Origin of the sequence: Micromonospora sp. ALFpr18c (assembly GCF_008868155.1) — a bacterium.
Classification (GTDB): Bacteria; Actinomycetota; Actinomycetes; order Mycobacteriales; family Micromonosporaceae; genus Micromonospora.
This window is the reverse complement of sequence record NZ_WBKR01000161.1, coordinates 1-15202: the sequence shown is the minus strand read 5'-3', so window position 1 is coordinate 15202 and position 15202 is coordinate 1. Positions and strand designations below refer to the sequence as shown.

Genomic DNA, 15202 nt, shown 5'->3' with positions numbered 1-15202 from the left:
CGCGACCAGCGGCAACCCACACACCATCCCTCAACCCACACCCCTACAACTCCATCTCCTCGAACTCCTCGACATCGACCCACTCGAGTGGTGTTGACAATCAGCCACGTGCGGAATGCAGGGCTAGCCGATCCCCGGTGGCAGGCAATACTCTTCGGTAACCACTATGACGTGACCCCCGTCACGCCACCACCCCCGAAGGCGGCTACAGCGATGGCTCTCGATGTACCGTACCGCTCCATCCCGGACATGTTCCTCAAGCGCGTGGCGGCCACCCCCGACCGGCACGCGTTCGCGTCTCCGAACTCCGACGACTCGGGCCCCAGCTGGCTCACCTGGGCGCAGGTCGGCCAGCGCGCCAAGGCGGTCGCCGCCGGCCTGCACGGCCTGGGCATCGGCCTGGAGGACCCGGTCGCGATCCTCGCCAACACCCGGTTGGAGTGGGTGATCGCCGACCTGGGCATCATGTGCGCGAGCGGCGCCACCACCACCGTCTACCCGACCACCGAGCCGGCGGACGCGACGTTCATCATCGCCGACTCCGGGTCGAAGGTGCTGTTCGCGGAGAACCCGGCCCAGGCGGCCAAGATCGCCGGCGCGACCCTGCCCGCGCTCACCCACGTGGTGCTCCTCGACGGCGCCGTCGACCCGACCGCCGCGGTTGCCCAGTTGACGCTCGCCGAGCTGGAGGAGCGCGGCGCCCAGGCGTTGGCCGCCGAGCCGGAGCTGATCGACATGCTCGTGGCCGGCATCGGCCCGGACCACCTGGCCACCCTGATCTACACGTCCGGCACCACCGGCCAGCCCAAGGGCGTCGAGCTGCTGCACGGCGGCTGGTGCTGGGAGGCGGTGGCGCAGGCGGAGGTCGGGCTGCTACGCGACGACGACCTGCAGTACCTGTGGCTGCCGCTGGCCCACTCGTTCGGCAAGACCCTGCTCTGCGGCGCCATCCACGTCGGCCTGCCCACCTACGTCGACGGTCGGGTCGACAAGCTGGTCGAGCTCCTCTCGGTCATCCGTCCGACGTTGATGTGCGGCGCACCCCGCGTGTTCGAGAAGGTCTACAACAAGGCCGTGACCACCGCGCAGGGCGCCGGCGGCTCGAAGGCGAAGATCTTCAGCTGGGCGGTTGGCGTCGGCAAGGAGAAGGTCACCCTGGAGCAGGCCGGCAAGCCGGTTCCGGCCGGGCTGAAGCTGCGCTACGGGCTGGCCGAGAAGCTGGTGTTCAGCAAGCTCCAGGCCCGCCTGGGCGGCCGGATGCGGGTGCTGGTGTCCGGCGCCGCACCGCTCAGCCCGGAGATCGCCACCTTCTTCGCCGCCGCGAACCTGCCCATCTCCGAGGGCTACGGCCTGACCGAGACCAGCGCCGGCAACTTCGTCAACCCGCCGGCCGGGCTGCGGATCGGCACCGTGGGCCGCGCGATGGGCGACCTGGAGTGCAGGATCGACACCGACGGGGAGATCCTGGTGCGGGGTCGGCCGGTGATGCGCGGCTACCACAACCTGCCGGAGGAAACCGCCGCCGCCTTCACCGAGGACGGCTTCTTCCGTACCGGTGACATCGGCACGCTCGACGAGCAGGGCTACCTTCGGATCACCGACCGCAAGAAGGACCTGGTCAAGACCTCGGGCGGCAAGTACATCGCGCCGTCGCACATCGAGGGGATGTTCAAGGCCATCTGCCCGTACACGTCACAGGCGATCGTCGTCGGTCAGGCCCGCAACTTCTGCACCATGCTCGTCACGCTCGACCCGGACGCGATCCGGGGCTGGGTCGCCGGTGGCCCCCTCGAAGGGCGCGACTACACCGAGATCGTCGCCTCGCCCGAGGCCCAGACGATGGTCGAGGAGTACGTCGCCCAGCTCAACGCCAAGCTGAACCGCTGGGAGACGATCAAGAAGGTGACCATCCTGCCGCGCGATCTGACCATCGAGCACGGCGAGATCACCCCCTCCCTCAAGATCAAGCGACGCGGTGTGGAGAGCAACTTCGCCGCCGAGATCGACAAGATGTACACCGGCACCCTCGCCGAGCTCTGAGTCGAGTCGTCGGTGGCCCGTACCCGCCCGGTGCGGGCCACCGGCGTCCGCGCCGACGATCCGACCCGGCTCAGGCGATGACGGCCGGCTCCCGCCACCGCTGCCGGCCGGTCCGGTCCAGGTCGTAGCGGACCCCGGCGATCCGCTCGACCGCATCCACCAGTTCGGCCGCGGGCAGGGTGAACGGCAGCCGCAGGAACCGCTCCAGGGTGCCGTCGAGACCGAACCGGGGGCCGGGCGCCAGCCGGACGCCGACCTCCTCGGCGGCCCGGGCCAGCGCACTGGAGACCGGGCCGTCCAGCTCGGCCCAGAGCGTCACGCCGCCCCTCGGCGCGGTGACCCGCCAGTCCGGCAGGCGGTGCGCCAGCGCGTCGAGCAGGGCGTCGCGCTGCGCGGCGAGCTGGATCCGCCGGTCGGAGACGATGGCCGGCGCGTCGGCGAGCAGGCGTACCGCGACGAGCTGGTCCAGCACCGGGCTGGCCATGTCCACACCGACGCGCACGGCGGCCAGCCGCTGCACCTGCGGCGCGGACGCGCGGACCCAGCCGATCCGCAGGCCACCCCAGTACGGCTTGCTCATCCCGCCGATGCTGACCACCCGCGAGTGCCGGTCGAAGGTGGCCATCGGCGGTGGCAGCTCGGTGCCGTCCAGCGGCAGGTCCACGAAGGACTCGTCGACGACGAGGTCGGTGCCGGCGGCGTGGGCGGCGGCCACCACCCGCTCGCGCAGCGGGGCCGGCATCAGATGCCCGGTCGGGTTCTGGAACTCCGGGATCAGGTAGGCCAGCCTGGGTCGGGTCTGCCGGAGGCTGCCCAGCAGCAGGTCGGCGTCCCACCCTCCGGCGTCGGCGGCCAGACCGTGGGTGGTGATCCGGGCCCGACGGCCGGCCAGCGCGGCGAGCGCGTTGGGGTAGGTCGGCGACTCGACCAGCACGCCGCCGCCGGGGGCCAGGGCGAGGCGCAGCACCAGGTCCAGGGCGTGTTGGGTGCCGCTGGTGACCATGATCTGGTCGGCCGAGGTCGGCAACCCCCGGGCCGTGTACCCGTCGGCAATTGCCTCGCGCAGCTCGATGATGCCGGTCGGGTGGTAGCCGGCCCCGCCCACGTACCGCGGCAGGTCGTCGGCGGCGGCCCGGGCGGCCGCCAGCAGCTGCGGTGGCGCGGCCAGCGCGGCGACCCCGAGGTCGATCATCTCCCGGTCGTCCAGCGGGGTCCACAGGCCGGTGCTGGCCACCCGGTGGTTGCCGGGCAGCATGGTCCAGCTGCCGGCACCCCGGCGGCTGGCCAGGTGCCCGGTCTCGCGCAGCTGCCGGTACGCGGCGGTGACCGTGGTCCGGCTGATCCGCAGCGCCTCGGCCAGCTCCCGTTCGGCCGGCAGGCGGACGCCCAGCGGCAACCGTCCATCGGCGAGCAGACCGCGCACCGCACCGGCGAGGGCGGCGTAGTCGGGGCTGCGCCGCCGGCCCGGCAGGGCGTGCCACTGCCCGAGCAGCCGGGCCAATTGGACGCCACGCACCTGACCGTTCATAGCCACTCCTCGGATATTGGCTTCTTCCTCCGGGAGGATTGGCACCTAGGGTGGCATGCATGGCACTGCTTGGCAATCTGCGGCACCGGCCAGCGCGACGACTGAGCCAGCTGTACGCCGGGCTGGTCCTCTACGGGATCAGCATGGCCCTCATGGTCCGCTCCGGCCTGGGCCTCGACCCGTGGGACGTCCTCCACCAGGGCCTGTCCGAACGGACCGGGCTCTCCTTCGGCACCGTCACCATCGCGGTCGGCGCGCTCGTCCTGCTGCTCTGGATCCCGCTGCGGCAACGGCCCGGGCTCGGCACGGTCAGCAACGTGGTGGTCATCGGCCTGGTCGTGGACGCCACGCTGGCCCTGCTGCCGGACGGCGGCCCGCTCGGCGTCCGGATCGCGCTGCTGATCGTCGGGATCGTCGCCAACGGCGCCGCCACCGGCCTCTACCTCGGCGCCCAGCTGGGCCCCGGCCCCCGCGACGGCCTGATGACCGGCTTCGTCGCCCGCCGGCCCGGCTGGTCGATCCGGCTGGTGCGCACGGTCATCGAGGTCACCGTGCTGGCGCTGGGCTGGCTGCTCGGCGGCACGGTCGGCGTGGGCACCGTCGCGTACGCGCTGGCCATCGGCCCGCTGGCACACCTGTTCATCCCGGTGTTCGCCGTGCCCGCGGCGGACACCGGCACCGCCACGCCGGACGCCGCGCCGGACGTCGCACCGGCCGGCTGAGCGCTCACCGACGGTCCCCGGACCGGCACGTCGCGGTGCTGCCGCGTGCCGGATGGTGGGTGGGTGTTCCCTTCCGCGACGCGCGCCGTCATCATCTCTGCATGGGGGAGAACGGTTGGCGCTGGACGGACGCCTGGATCTTCGTGTCGCTGGTCATCGCGAGCGGCGCCGGGCGGCACCGTCGGTCGGCGACCAGCCGCAGGCCGGAGGGCGTCCGCCTCACCGACGTGCTCTCCACCGCCGACCACCTCAACCACGCAATCCCGCAGCGGCACGAGGTGGAGGCCGCGGTCCAGCGTCTGGTCGGCGCCGGCCTGGTCAGCGTCGCCGACGGCTGGTTCCGGATCACCGGCGAGGGCGAGCAGCTCTGGCGCAGCCGCCCCCGCGCCGGCGTGGCGACGATGGTGGACACCGTGCAGGGCGTCCTGAGCCGCCGGCACGCGCCGGGCAGCGCCGACTGGATCCTCGACGAGGCCGACCACGCGGCGGCCGTCCAGGAGTACGTGGTCCGTTCGATCCCGACGCCCCGGCGCTCGCCGGAGGGGCAGTCCGGCGGGCACTGAGCCGGCTCAGCGCACCGGGTGACCGCCCCGGCGCAGCGCGTCCTTGACCTCGGCCACGGTCAGCTCGCCGAAGTGGAAGACGCTGGCGGCGAGCACCGCGTCCGCGCCGGCGCCGATCGCCGGCGGGAAGTGGGCCACCTCGCCCGCGCCGCCGCTGGCCACCACCGGCACGTCCACCACCGCCCGCACCGCGGCGATCAGCTCCAGGTCGAAGCCCGCCTTGGTGCCGTCGGCGTCCATCGAGTTGAGCAGGATCTCCCCCGCGCCCAGCTCGGCACCTCGCTGCGCCCACCGCACCGCGTCGATGCCCGTGCCGCGCCGGCCGCCGTGGGTGGTCACCTCGAAACCGCTCGGGGTGCTGTCGGTCGTGGCCCGGCGCACGTCGAGGGACAGCACCAGCACCTGCCGTCCGAACCGGTCGGCGATCTCGGCGATCAGCTCGGGCCGGGCGATGGCGGCGGTGTTCACGCCGACCTTGTCCGCGCCGGCGCGCAGCAGAGTGTCCACGTCGGCGACCTGCCGGACCCCACCGCCGACGGTCAGCGGGATGAACACCGACTCGGCGGTGCGGCGCACCACGTCGAGCATGGTGCCCCGGTCGCTGGACGAGGCGGTGACGTCGAGGAAGGTCAGCTCGTCCGCGCCCGCCCGGTCGTACGCCGCGGCCAGCTCCACCGGGTCACCGGCGTCGCGCAGGTCGAGGAAGTTGACCCCCTTGACCACCCGCCCGGCGTCCACGTCCAGACAGGGGATCACCCGCACCGCCACCGTCATGCCGCGAGCCTATCCTCCGTACGCGCCACGGCGGTCGACCCGATCGGGTCGACCGCCGTGAACGAGGTCCGGCTCACACCCGGACGAGCATCTTGCCCAGGTTCTCGCCGCGCAGCAGGCCGAGGAACGCCGCCGGGGCGTTCTCGATGCCGTCGACGATCGTCTCGTCGTAGGACAGCGTGCCGTCGCGCAGCCAGCCCGCGACGTCGCGCACGAACGTCGCCCGCACGTCGTTGTGGTCGTTGACCAGGAAGCCGCGCAGGGTGAGCCGCTTGCCGATGACCAACGCCAGGTTGCGCGGGGCGGCCGGCGGCTCGGTGGCGTTGTACTGCGCGATCATGCCGCAGATGGCGGCCCGACCGTGCAGGTTCATGGCCGAGATCGCCGCCTCCAGGTGGTCACCGCCGACGTTGTCGAAGTACACGTCGACGCCGTCCGGCGCGGCCGCCCGCAGCGAGTCGCGGACCGGCCCGTCGTGGTAGTCGAAGGCGGCGTCGAAGCCCAGCGCCCGCAGCCGCTCGACCTTGGCCGCCGAGCCGGCGCTGCCGATCACCCGGCCGGCGCCCTTGAGCTTGGCGATCTGACCGACCAGGCTGCCCACCGCGCCGGCCGCGGCGGAGACGAAGACCGTCTCGCCGGGCTTCATCGCGGCCACCTCCAGCAGCCCGGCGTACGCGGTCAGGCCGGGCATGCCCAGCACGCCGAGGTACGCGTTGACCGGGGCCAGGCTCGGGTCGACCGGACGGGCGGCGGTGGCGTCGAGCAGCGCGTACTCCCGCCAGCCCAGCCCGTGCAGGACGGTGGTCCCGACGGCGGTGTCCGCCGCCTCGCTGGCGACCACCTCGCCGATCGCGGCGCCGTCCAGCGGCGCGTCGAGCGCGAACGGCGCCACGTACGACTTGACGTCGTTCATCCGCCCCCGCATGTACGGGTCGACGGACATGTACTGGTTGCGGACCACGATCTGGCCCGGGCCGGGCGTCGGCACGTCGGTCTCGACGAGCCGGAACGTGTCCTTGGTGGGCCAGCCCTGGGGGCGGCTGGCCAGGTGGATCTCGCGGTTGCTGGTCACGGGGTGGTCGTCCTCTCGTCCGCGGTGGTGGCCTGGGTCCGCGACGTCACGCGGCCAGAGTCTCGCGGACGGTCAGCGCGACGTCGACGTTGCCGCGGGTGGCGTTGGAGTACGGGCAGACCTGGTGGGCCTGCTCGACGATCTGCTCGGCGGCTTCGCGGGGCACGGCGGGCAGGTCGACGACGAGCTGCACGGTGAGCCCGAACCCGCCGCTGCCGTTCGGGCCGATGCCCACCTCGGCGGCGACCACGGAGCCGGTCACGTCGGCCTTCGCGCGGCGGCCGACCAGCCGCAGCGCGCTGTGGAAGCAGGCCGCGTAGCCGGCGGCGAAGAGCTGCTCGGGGTTGGCGGCGCCGCCGGTGCCACCCATCTCCTTCGGCACGGCCAGGTCGAGCGTGACCGTGCCGTCGGAGGTCTCGACGTGGCCGTCACGGCCGTCGCCGGTGGCGGTCGCGGACGCGGTGTAGAGCACCTGCATGATGGTCACTGCTCCTTCTGTCGGTGGATGGTGTCGGTGACCCGGGTGAGGGTGTCGCGCAGCGCGACCAGCTCGGCGATGCCCAGCCCGGTCGCCCGGGCGATCTGCAGCGGGACCTCGTCCACCTGCTGCCGCAGCTCCCTACCCTGCTCGGTGAGGCCCACCTCGACCCGCCGCTCGTCGCGCGCCGACCGCCGCCGCACCACCAGGCCCGCCCCCTCCAGCCGCTTGAGCAGCGGGGAGAGCGTGCCGGAGTCCAGTCGCAGCTCGGTGCCGAGCTCGGAGACCGTGGGGGCGTCGTCGGGGCGCTCCCAGAGCACCAGCAGCACCAGGTACTGCGGGTAGGTCAGCCCGAACTCGTCGAGGATCGGCCGGTAGACGTCGGTCAGGGCGCGCGACGCGGCGTAGAGCGCGAAGCACACCTGCCGGCGCAGCACCAGATCATCGGTCACCACCAAACCGTAGCCCACGATTAAGTTGTGCACAACCGATCTGCCGACGGTCCGGCCATGACGACGGTCACCGCAGCGACCTCAGCCGTCGCCGAGGTACGCCTCCAACTCCACCTCGACCAGATGCTCCGGATCCAGCAGACCGGCGACCACCACCAACGTCGCCGCCGGCCGGACCGCGCCGAAGACCCCGTTGTGCGCCCGACCCACCTCGTCGGCGTGCAGCCGGTCCGTCACGTACATCCGGGTCCGGACCACGTCCCCCGGCCCGGCACCCACCTCGGCGAGCGCCGCCAACCCGATCCGCAGCGCCTGCGCGGTCTGCGCGGCGGGATCACCCACGTGCACCACACGACCGTCCACCGTGGCCGTGCAGCCCGCCGTCCAGGCCCGATCGCCGGCCCGCACGACCCGGGAGTAGCCGTACTGCTGCTCCCACGGGCCACCCGAACCCAGCCGGGTGACCGTCATGCCTCGGCCAGCGTCCGCAGCGCCTCAGCCACCGTGAAGGCGCCCGCGTACAGCGCCTTGCCGGCGATCACACCCTCCACACCGAGCGGCTCCAGCGTGCCCAGCGCCCGCAGGTCGTCCAACGTCGACACGCCACCGGAGGCGATCACCGGCCGGTCGGTGCGGGCGCACACCTCCCGCAGCAACTCCAGGTTCGGCCCGCGCATCGTGCCGTCCTTGGTGATGTCCGTGACCACGTACCGGGTAGCGCCCGCCTTGTCCAGCCGCTCCAACACCTCGTACAGGTCACCGCCGTCGCGGGTCCACCCACGCGCCGACAGGGTACGACCGCGCACGTCCAACCCGATGGCCACCCGGTCGCCGTACTCCCCCACCACCCGGTCACACCACGCCGGGTCCTCCAGCGCGGCGGTGCCGATGTTCACCCGGGCCGCCCCGGTGCCCAACGCGGCACGCAACGACTCGTCGTCGCGGATACCGCCGGACAACTCCACCTTCACGTCCAACTGACGCACCACCTCGGCCAGCAGGTGCGCGTTGGTGCCCCGGCCGAACGCCGCGTCCAGGTCGACCAGGTGGATCCACTCCGCGCCGTCCTGCTGCCAGGCCAGCGCGGCGTCCAGCGGATCGCCGTAGATGCTCTCGCTACCGACGGCGCCCTGCACGAGCCGGACGGCCCGGCCGTCGGCGACATCCACGGCGGGTAACAGGGTGAGGCTCAACGTATTCTCCTCGATCAGGTACGACGGTCCAGGGCGATCACGACGATCGCCGGCAGTACGAGCAGCAACAGCACGATCAGCGCGACACGCAACGCCAGATCGTCGACGAACGTCCAGATCAGGATCAGCGCCGCCCCGGTGAGCAGCACGATAGCCGCCCGCTCGCCCCGCGTGTGCCGGGCCAGCCGGCCCGACCGGCCCCGACGCAGCCGCGGCGTCAACCCGCGAACCACCGCCCGGCGGCGCTGCCGGCGAGCCACCCGACGCTGCCGCACCGCACGCTCGCGCGCCTGCTCCGCCTCACGCTCCGCCCGACGGCGGGCCCGTTCCCGACTCACCGCGCACCCCGCCCGCCGGCCAGCGGGCGTCGACGACGCTCACTCACCGGTGGGCAACGTGGCGAGCCAGTTACGCAGCAGCGCGGCACCGGTGTCGGCGGACTTCTCCGGATGGAACTGGGCCGCCGACAACGCGCCACGCTCCACCGCCGCCACGAAATCCGTGTCATGGTGGGCCGTGGTCACCGTGGCACCGGCCGCCGTCAACGCCGTCGGGTCACCCATCGCGTACGAGTGCACGAAGTAGAACCGGCTCTGCGCTCCCAAGCCGGCGAAGAGCACCGACTCCCGGGGCGCCCGCACGGTGTTCCACCCCATGTGCGGCAACCGGGTCGCGGCCAACCGGGTCACCCCGCCCGGCAGCAGACCCAGCCCCTTGGTCACCACACCGTGCTCGTCACCGTGCTCGAAGAGCACCTGCATGCCCACGCAGATGCCCAGCACCGGCCGGCCGGCGGCCACCCGCTCGGCGATCACCGGACCCGCGCCGAGCGCCTCGATCCCCGCCATGCACGCCGCATACGCGCCAACCCCCGGCACCACCAGACCGTCGGCGGCGGCCGCGGCGGCCAGGTCGTCGGTCACCCGCACGTCCGCCCCGGCGGCGGCCAACGCCCGCTCCGCCGAGCGCAGGTTGCCCGACCCGTAGTCGAGCACCACCACGTCGGCGCTCACGAGCCCGACCCCGGGATCAACCGCAGCACCCCCGCAACCGTGGCGAGCACCGCCAGCAGCCCGGTGATCACCACCGCGCCCCTCGGCGCGCCCTGCCGGTGCAGCGACCAGGTGCCGCCCACCAGCACCCCGGCCAGGATCAACAACAACGTCGGCAACGCGGCCCCCATCAGAGCCACCTTCCATTCGCGACTGCGGGGCTCCGCTCCGCTGCACTCCTCGCGCTCATCAGAGAGCGCCCTTCGTGCTGGGGATCGCCCCGGCGGCACGCGGGTCGATCGCGGTAGCCTCGCGCAACGCCCGGGACACCGCCTTGAACTGCGCCTCCACCACGTGGTGCGCGTCCGGGTGACCACCCGGGCGGGCCGCCCGCAGCACGTCCACGTGCAGGGTGATCCGGGCCGCCTGACCGAACGACTCCCAGATGTGCCGGGTCATGCTGGTCGGATACACCGGCCCGATGTACGGCGCCAACGCCGGCTCGTCATGCACCACGTACGGCCGACCGGACAGGTCCACCGCGGCCCGGACCAGCACCTCGTCCATCGGCACGGTCGCCGACCCGTACCGCCGGATGCCGGCCTTGTCGCCCAGCGCCTGGTCGAACGCGGCGCCCAGGGCCAGGGCGGTGTCCTCCATGGTGTGGTGCGCGTCGATCTCCAGGTCGCCCACGGTGCGCACGGTCAGGTCGTAGCCGCCGTGCCGGGCGATCTGGTGCAGCATGTGGTCGTAGAAGCCCACGCCGGTGCTGATCTCGGCGGCGCCGGTGCCGTCGAGGTCGATCTCGACGAGGACCTTGGTCTCCTTGGTGATCCGCTCCACCCGGGCGGTCCGGCTCATCGCAGGTTCTCCATCGCAGAAAGGAAGGCGTCGGTCTCGGCGGGCGTGCCGGCGGTCACGCGCAGCCAGCCGGGCAGGCCGACGTCACGCACCAGCACCCCGTGGGCCAGCAGGGCGCGCCAGGCGGTGGCCTGGTCGCCGCCCACCTCGAAGAGCACGAAGTTGGCGTCGCTGTCGGCCACCCGCAGCCCGCGCCCGCGCAGCGTCGCCACGATCCGGTCCCGCTGCGCCATGATCGCGCTCACCGTACCCAGCAGGGCGTCGCGGTGGGCGAGCGCCGCGCGCGCGGCGGCCTGGGTCAGCGCGGACAGGTGGTACGGCAGACGGACCAGCTGCACCGCCTGCACCACCGCCGGGTCGGCGGCCAGGTAACCCAGCCGTCCACCGGCGAAGCCGAACGCCTTGCTCATCGTCCGGGTCACCACCAGCCGCGGGTGGCCGGGCAGCACCGCGAGGGCGCTGACCGTGCCAGGCCGGGCGAACTCGGCGTACGCCTCGTCGACGACCACCATGCCGGGCGCCGCGTCCAGCACGGCGGCGACCACCGCCGGGTCCAGTGCCGTGCCGGTGGGGTTGTTCGGCGAGCAGAGGACGACCACGTCCGGCCGGTGCTCGCGGACCTCGGCGACCGCCTCGTCGGCGGTCAGCCCGAAGTCGACGCCGCGCCGCGCCGGCACCCACCGGGTGCCGGTGCCGAGCGCCAGCAGCGGGTGCATCGAGTACGCCGGGACGAAGCCCAGCGCGCTGCGCCCCGGACCACCGAACGCCTGGAGGAGCTGCTGCTGGACCTCGTTGGAGCCGTTGGCCGCCCACACCTGCTCGACGGTGAGCCCGTGGCCCAGGTAACCGGCCAGGTCGGCGCGCAGCGCCACCGCGTCCCGGTCCGGGTAGCGGTTCAGGTCACGCAGCTCGGCGGCGAGCGCCTTGCCGATCGCCTCGACCACCGGCTCCGGCACCGCGTACGAGTTCTCGTTGGTGTTCAGCCGCACCGCGACGTCCAGTTGCGGCGCCCCGTACGGCGACAGCCCCCGCAGGTCGTCGCGGATCGGCAGATCGTCGAGGCCCGTCACGCCGACGCTCCCGGGAAGCGGGCCTGGACCGCCTGGCCGTGCGCGGGCAGGTCCTCCACGGTCGCCAGGGTGACCACGTGCGGCGCCACGTCACGCAGCGCGGCCTCGGTGTACTCGATCAGGTGCACACCGCGCAGGAACGACTGCACGGACAGCCCGGACGAGTGCCGGGCGCACCCGCCGGTGGGCAGCACGTGGTTGGAGCCGGCGCAGTAGTCGCCGAGCGACACCGGCGACCAGGCGCCCACGAAGATCGCCCCGGCGTTGCGCACCCGCAGCGCCCACTCCCGGGCGTCGACCGTCTGGATCTCCAGGTGCTCGGCCGCGTACGCGTCGACCACCCGCAGCCCCGCCTCCAGGTCGTCGACGAGGACCACGCCGCTCTGCTCACCGGTCAGCGCGGTGGTCACCCGCTCGGCGTGCTTGGTCGCCGGCACCTGCCGGGCCAGCTCCTCCTCGACCGCCTCGACGAGCGGCACCGACGGGGTGACCAGCACGCTCGCGGCGAGCGGGTCGTGCTCGGCCTGGCTGATCAGGTCGGCGGCGACGTGCGCCGGGTCGGCGGTGTCGTCGGCCAGGATGGCGATCTCGGTCGGGCCGGCCTCCGCGTCGATGCCGACCACGCCGCGCAGCAGCCGCTTGGCGGCGGTCACCCAGATGTTGCCCGGGCCGGTGATCAGGTCGACCGGATCGCAGCGCAGCTCGCCGGCCGGGTCCACCGCCGCGCCGTACGCCAGCATCGCCACCGCCTGGGCGCCGCCGACGGCGTACACCTCGTCGACGCCGAGCAGCGCGCACGCGGCGAGCACCCGGGGGTCGGGCAGGCCACCGTTGTCCTTCTGCGGCGGGCTGACCACCACCAGCGACCGCACGCCCGCCGCCTGGGCCGGCACCACGTTCATCACGACGGTTGACGGGTACATGGCGAGCCCGCCGGGGACGTAGAGGCCGACCCGGTCGACCGGCAGCCACCGCTCGGTGACCGTGCCACCGGGCACCACCTGGGTGGTGTGGTCGGTGCGGCGCTGGTCGGCGTGCACCTTCCGGGCCCGGCGGATCGACTCCAGCAGCGCGGCGCGCACCGCCGGGTCGAGCACCCCCTCGGCCTCGGTGATCGCCTGCACCGGCACCCGCAGCACGTCCGGCGAGATGCCGTCGAACCGTTCGCTCGCCTCCCGGATCGCCGGGTACCCATGCTCCCGGACCGCCTCCACCAGCGGGCGGATCCGCTCGACGGCAACCGACACGTCGAGCTGGGCACGGGGCAGCAGGCGGCGCGGGTCTCCGAGACCGTTGCGCAGGTCGATCCGATTCAGCACCCTTGCGAGTCTAGGCGGCCCGGCCGCAGCCCACCCGAGCCGCCCGCCCGGCGGGACGGTGAGCCGGGCCACGCCCCGGCGGGCGCGATTCGTTAGGCTCGACCATGTGACCGCACGGCTGCCGGTGTTTCCGCTCGCAACGGTGCTCTTTCCCGGGTTGGTGCTGCCACTGCACATCTTCGAGGAGCGCTACCGGGCGTTGGTCCGGCATCTGGTCGACCTGCCCGAGGGCGCGCCGCGCGAGTTCGGGGTGGTGGCCATCCAGGCCGGCTGGGAGGTCGCGCCCGCCGGTCCCGGCGCACGCCCCACGTCCGGCGTCGGCGACGTCACGCTGCACGAGGTGGGCTGCACGGCCGAGCTGCGCCAGGTGACCGAGCTGGCCGACGGTGGCTTCGACATCGTCACGGTCGGCCGGCGCCGGTTCCGCATCGACGAGGTCGACGAGAGCGCGGCTCCCTACCTGACCGCCCAGGTCGAGTGGCTGCCCGAGCCGGCCGGGCCGGACGAGGTGGCCGACCTCCTCGCCGCCCGGGTCATCGCGGTGTTCCGGCAGTACCTGGGCCTGGTCCGCTCCGACCCGGAGGAGATCTCCGAGCAGCTTCCGGAGGACCCGACGGTGCTGTCACACCTGGTGGCGGCCACCGCGGCGCTGACCGTCGACGACCGGCAGCTGCTGCTGGCGATCGACGACACCGCGGCCCGGCTCCGCGCCGAGCTGCGGCTGCTCAACCGCGAGGCGGCTCTGCTGCGCCAGGTGCGGGCGGTTCCGGTGCCGCTGTCGGAGCTGGCGTCCCCGCCGACGCCCAACTGAGCGCCGCCGGGTCGGGCTCGGGCCGCAGCGACGGCCACCGCGACCAGCCGGCCAGCAGGGTGTACGTGATCGCGGCGCCGAACGCCGGCAGCAGCAGGTTGCCGTGCGGCACCGGCAGCACGCCGAGCAGCCAGTCGACGCCACCGGCGCGCAGGTCGGCGGGTTTGGTGAACGCCTGACCGGCCGGTGCGGTGTCCAGCAGCCGGTCGAAGGTGGCCAGGCCGACCCGCCGGCCCACCTGCCACGCCACCGGCGCGGCGGCCAACGCGCCCAGCACCGCGGCGAGCAGCCCGACCGGGCCACGTCGGCGACGCAGCACGAACCACAGGACGAGGGCCGCGAGCACCCCGAAGGCGAGCCCGAGCAGGCTGAACCAGCCGTCCGCGGCGATCGGCTGCTCCGGCTGCGGCTCGGCGTAGATCGCCCCCTCGGCGGTCTTGAGCACCGGGGTGTCCGGCGCGAGCACAGCCCAGAGCAGCCCCAACGGCGCGCCCAGCACGGCGAACGCGAGCGCGAAGCCCAGCACCGTCACCACCGTACGCAGCGGGCGACGTGGCTCGTCGAAGGTCAGCTCCAGCGAACTCTGGTACGCCGTCGAGGCGGGCACGTGGCCCGGGTCGAATCCGCCCGGGGGTGTCGCGGCCGACGGCTCGTTCGCCGGCGGTGTCGCGCCCGGCGGCTCGTTCGCCGGCGGTGTCGCGGCCGACGCTCGCGGCGGCGCGGGTCGGTCGGGATCGTCGACGTGCCGCTCAGGGTCGGGGTTGTCCGGGCTCACCCGATGATCCTCTCAGGCCCGGTGGCGGGCCGGGGCGCCGGTGGCGGCAGACCAGCTCACCGGGCGAACGGCTCCACCATCATCGCCGCCGCACGCAGCCACGCCTGCCGGGTCTCCGGCTGGAGCTGGTGGTACTCGATCGACGATCCGGTCTCCAGCGCCGGGTCGTACGGCACCACGGCCACCCCTCGGGTGCGGGTGGCGAAGTGCCGCTCCAGGTCGTCCTGGAGGGCAGAGCGCCCCGGCGTGGGGCAGGAGATGAGGGTGATCGCGTTGTCGGCCAGCTCGCTCATGCCCTCCTCGTGCAGCAGGTCGAGCATCCAGTCGGCGCTGAACGCCGCGTCCTCCCGGGGCACGGTGGTCACCACCAGCTGGTCGGCGGCCTGCATCACGGTGCGCCAGTTGGGGCTCTCCACGTTGTTGCCAGTGTCCACGCAGACCACGTCGTGGGTGCGGCGCAGCAGCTCCAGCACCCGCTTGACGGTGAACTGGTCCAGTCGCTGGGCGAAGCGCGGGCTCTCCTCACCGGCCAGCACGTCGTACGAGCCGTCG

General features: G+C 73.4%; 19 protein-coding genes. 4 read left to right on the top strand and 15 right to left on the bottom strand.

All coding sequences use genetic code 11. The features are described 5' to 3' along the window. The first annotated feature begins 213 nt into the window (after nucleotides 1-213). Nucleotides 214-2040 carry a long-chain fatty acid--CoA ligase gene (locus F8271_RS23805; protein WP_151492050.1) on the top strand — a complete coding sequence of 609 codons (1827 nt, stop codon included), beginning with the start codon at nucleotides 214-216 and terminating at the stop codon, nucleotides 2038-2040. Nucleotides 2041-2110: 70 nt separating this feature from the next. On the opposite strand, the gene F8271_RS23800 is transcribed toward F8271_RS23805, so the two are convergent. Next, nucleotides 2111-3568: a PLP-dependent aminotransferase family protein gene (locus F8271_RS23800; protein ID WP_151492049.1), complete on the bottom strand. Its 1458-nt coding sequence runs from the start codon at nucleotides 3566-3568 to the stop codon at nucleotides 2111-2113. A 59-nt stretch (nucleotides 3569-3627) separates the two neighbouring features. On the opposite strand from F8271_RS23800, the gene F8271_RS23795 reads away from it, so the two are divergent. Both F8271_RS23795 and F8271_RS23790 read left to right on the top strand, forming a co-directional pair. Continuing rightward, entirely contained in the window at nucleotides 3628-4290 is a 663-nt protein-coding gene (locus tag F8271_RS23795) for a YitT family protein (protein WP_151492048.1), read from the top strand. Between the two features lie 101 nt (nucleotides 4291-4391). Next, nucleotides 4392-4853, top strand: a complete 462-nt coding sequence (locus tag F8271_RS23790; RefSeq protein WP_151492047.1) for a hypothetical protein — start codon at nucleotides 4392-4394, stop codon at nucleotides 4851-4853. 6 nt (nucleotides 4854-4859) lie between these two features. Here the strand turns inward: F8271_RS23790 and hisF are convergent, their stop codons facing one another. From hisF to hisD, 12 genes are all read right to left on the bottom strand, one after another. Further along, nucleotides 4860-5627, bottom strand: coding sequence for an imidazole glycerol phosphate synthase subunit HisF (gene hisF, locus F8271_RS23785; protein ID WP_151492046.1), 768 nt, complete (start codon nucleotides 5625-5627; stop codon nucleotides 4860-4862). Between the two features lie 73 nt (nucleotides 5628-5700). Next, nucleotides 5701-6699 (bottom strand): NADP-dependent oxidoreductase, encoded by a 999-nt coding sequence (locus F8271_RS23780; protein WP_151492045.1) that lies wholly within the window; start codon nucleotides 6697-6699, stop codon nucleotides 5701-5703. A gap of 46 nt (nucleotides 6700-6745) precedes the next feature. After that, nucleotides 6746-7177: an organic hydroperoxide resistance protein gene (locus F8271_RS23775; protein ID WP_151492051.1), complete on the bottom strand. Its 432-nt coding sequence runs from the start codon at nucleotides 7175-7177 to the stop codon at nucleotides 6746-6748. Between the two features lie 5 nt (nucleotides 7178-7182). Then, nucleotides 7183-7629, bottom strand: coding sequence for a MarR family winged helix-turn-helix transcriptional regulator (locus F8271_RS23770; RefSeq protein WP_151492044.1), 447 nt, complete (start codon nucleotides 7627-7629; stop codon nucleotides 7183-7185). 81 nt (nucleotides 7630-7710) lie between these two features. Beyond that, complete coding sequence (locus tag F8271_RS23765) at nucleotides 7711-8100, bottom strand: RidA family protein (RefSeq protein WP_151492043.1); 390 nt, start codon at nucleotides 8098-8100, stop codon at nucleotides 7711-7713. Beyond that, the gene (gene priA / locus F8271_RS23760) at nucleotides 8097-8822 is read right to left on the bottom strand and encodes a bifunctional 1-(5-phosphoribosyl)-5-((5-phosphoribosylamino)methylideneamino)imidazole-4-carboxamide isomerase/phosphoribosylanthranilate isomerase PriA (RefSeq protein WP_151492042.1); all 726 of its coding nucleotides are present in this window, start codon (nucleotides 8820-8822) and stop codon (nucleotides 8097-8099) included. The genes F8271_RS23765 and priA overlap by 4 nt, the downstream gene beginning before the upstream one ends. A 14-nt stretch (nucleotides 8823-8836) precedes the next feature. Next, a complete protein-coding gene (locus F8271_RS23755; protein WP_151492041.1) occupies nucleotides 8837-9160 on the bottom strand; it encodes a hypothetical protein in 324 nt (107 codons plus the stop codon). Nucleotides 9161-9199: 39 nt separating this feature from the next. Continuing rightward, the gene (hisH, locus tag F8271_RS23750; protein ID WP_151492040.1) at nucleotides 9200-9835 is read right to left on the bottom strand and encodes an imidazole glycerol phosphate synthase subunit HisH; all 636 of its coding nucleotides are present in this window, start codon (nucleotides 9833-9835) and stop codon (nucleotides 9200-9202) included. Further along, nucleotides 9832-10005, bottom strand: coding sequence for a hypothetical protein (locus F8271_RS32565; RefSeq protein ID WP_192580428.1), 174 nt, complete (start codon nucleotides 10003-10005; stop codon nucleotides 9832-9834). The genes hisH and F8271_RS32565 overlap by 4 nt, the downstream gene beginning before the upstream one ends. 58 nt (nucleotides 10006-10063) lie before the next feature. Beyond that, nucleotides 10064-10675: an imidazoleglycerol-phosphate dehydratase HisB gene (hisB, locus tag F8271_RS23745; RefSeq protein WP_151492039.1), complete on the bottom strand. Its 612-nt coding sequence runs from the start codon at nucleotides 10673-10675 to the stop codon at nucleotides 10064-10066. Further along, complete coding sequence (locus F8271_RS23740; protein ID WP_151492038.1) at nucleotides 10672-11745, bottom strand: histidinol-phosphate transaminase; 1074 nt, start codon at nucleotides 11743-11745, stop codon at nucleotides 10672-10674. The genes hisB and F8271_RS23740 overlap by 4 nt, the downstream gene beginning before the upstream one ends. Next, nucleotides 11742-13064 (bottom strand): histidinol dehydrogenase, encoded by a 1323-nt coding sequence (gene hisD / locus F8271_RS23735; RefSeq protein ID WP_151492037.1) that lies wholly within the window; start codon nucleotides 13062-13064, stop codon nucleotides 11742-11744. Before hisD ends, F8271_RS23740 begins: the two co-directional genes overlap by 4 nt. A gap of 106 nt (nucleotides 13065-13170) precedes the next feature. Here hisD and F8271_RS23730 point away from each other — a divergent pair, with 106 nt between their 5' ends. Further along, on the top strand, nucleotides 13171-13875 hold the full coding sequence (locus tag F8271_RS23730) for an LON peptidase substrate-binding domain-containing protein (RefSeq protein WP_151492036.1): 705 nt from the start codon (nucleotides 13171-13173) through the stop codon (nucleotides 13873-13875). Here F8271_RS23730 and F8271_RS23725 read toward each other — a convergent pair. Together F8271_RS23725 and F8271_RS23720 are read right to left on the bottom strand one after the other, a co-directional pair. Further along, nucleotides 13790-14650, bottom strand: coding sequence for a DUF2567 domain-containing protein (locus tag F8271_RS23725; protein WP_151492035.1), 861 nt, complete (start codon nucleotides 14648-14650; stop codon nucleotides 13790-13792). The two genes, F8271_RS23730 and F8271_RS23725, sit on opposite strands and share 86 nt — an antisense overlap. A 56-nt stretch (nucleotides 14651-14706) precedes the next feature. Continuing rightward, a partial coding sequence (locus F8271_RS23720) for a MinD/ParA family protein (RefSeq protein ID WP_370461953.1) occupies nucleotides 14707-15202 on the bottom strand: 496 nt, incomplete at its 5' end.

What these genes read in the sequence shown, in the direction of transcription:
- F8271_RS23805 (WP_151492050.1), top strand. Translation starts at nt 214, where the DNA reads ATGGCTCTCGATGTACCGTACCGCTCCATCCCGGACATGTTCCTCAAG.
- F8271_RS23800 (WP_151492049.1), bottom strand. Translation starts at nt 3,568, where the DNA reads ATGAACGGTCAGGTGCGTGGCGTCCAATTGGCCCGGCTGCTCGGGCAG.
- F8271_RS23795 (WP_151492048.1), top strand. Translation starts at nt 3,628, where the DNA reads ATGGCACTGCTTGGCAATCTGCGGCACCGGCCAGCGCGACGACTGAGC.
- F8271_RS23790 (WP_151492047.1), top strand. Translation starts at nt 4,392, where the DNA reads ATGGGGGAGAACGGTTGGCGCTGGACGGACGCCTGGATCTTCGTGTCG.
- hisF (WP_151492046.1), bottom strand. Translation starts at nt 5,627, where the DNA reads ATGACGGTGGCGGTGCGGGTGATCCCCTGTCTGGACGTGGACGCCGGG.
- F8271_RS23775 (WP_151492051.1), bottom strand. Translation starts at nt 7,177, where the DNA reads ATGCAGGTGCTCTACACCGCGTCCGCGACCGCCACCGGCGACGGCCGT.
- F8271_RS23765 (WP_151492043.1), bottom strand. Translation starts at nt 8,100, where the DNA reads ATGACGGTCACCCGGCTGGGTTCGGGTGGCCCGTGGGAGCAGCAGTAC.
- F8271_RS32565 (WP_192580428.1), bottom strand. Translation starts at nt 10,005, where the DNA reads ATGGGGGCCGCGTTGCCGACGTTGTTGTTGATCCTGGCCGGGGTGCTG.
- hisB (WP_151492039.1), bottom strand. Translation starts at nt 10,675, where the DNA reads ATGAGCCGGACCGCCCGGGTGGAGCGGATCACCAAGGAGACCAAGGTC.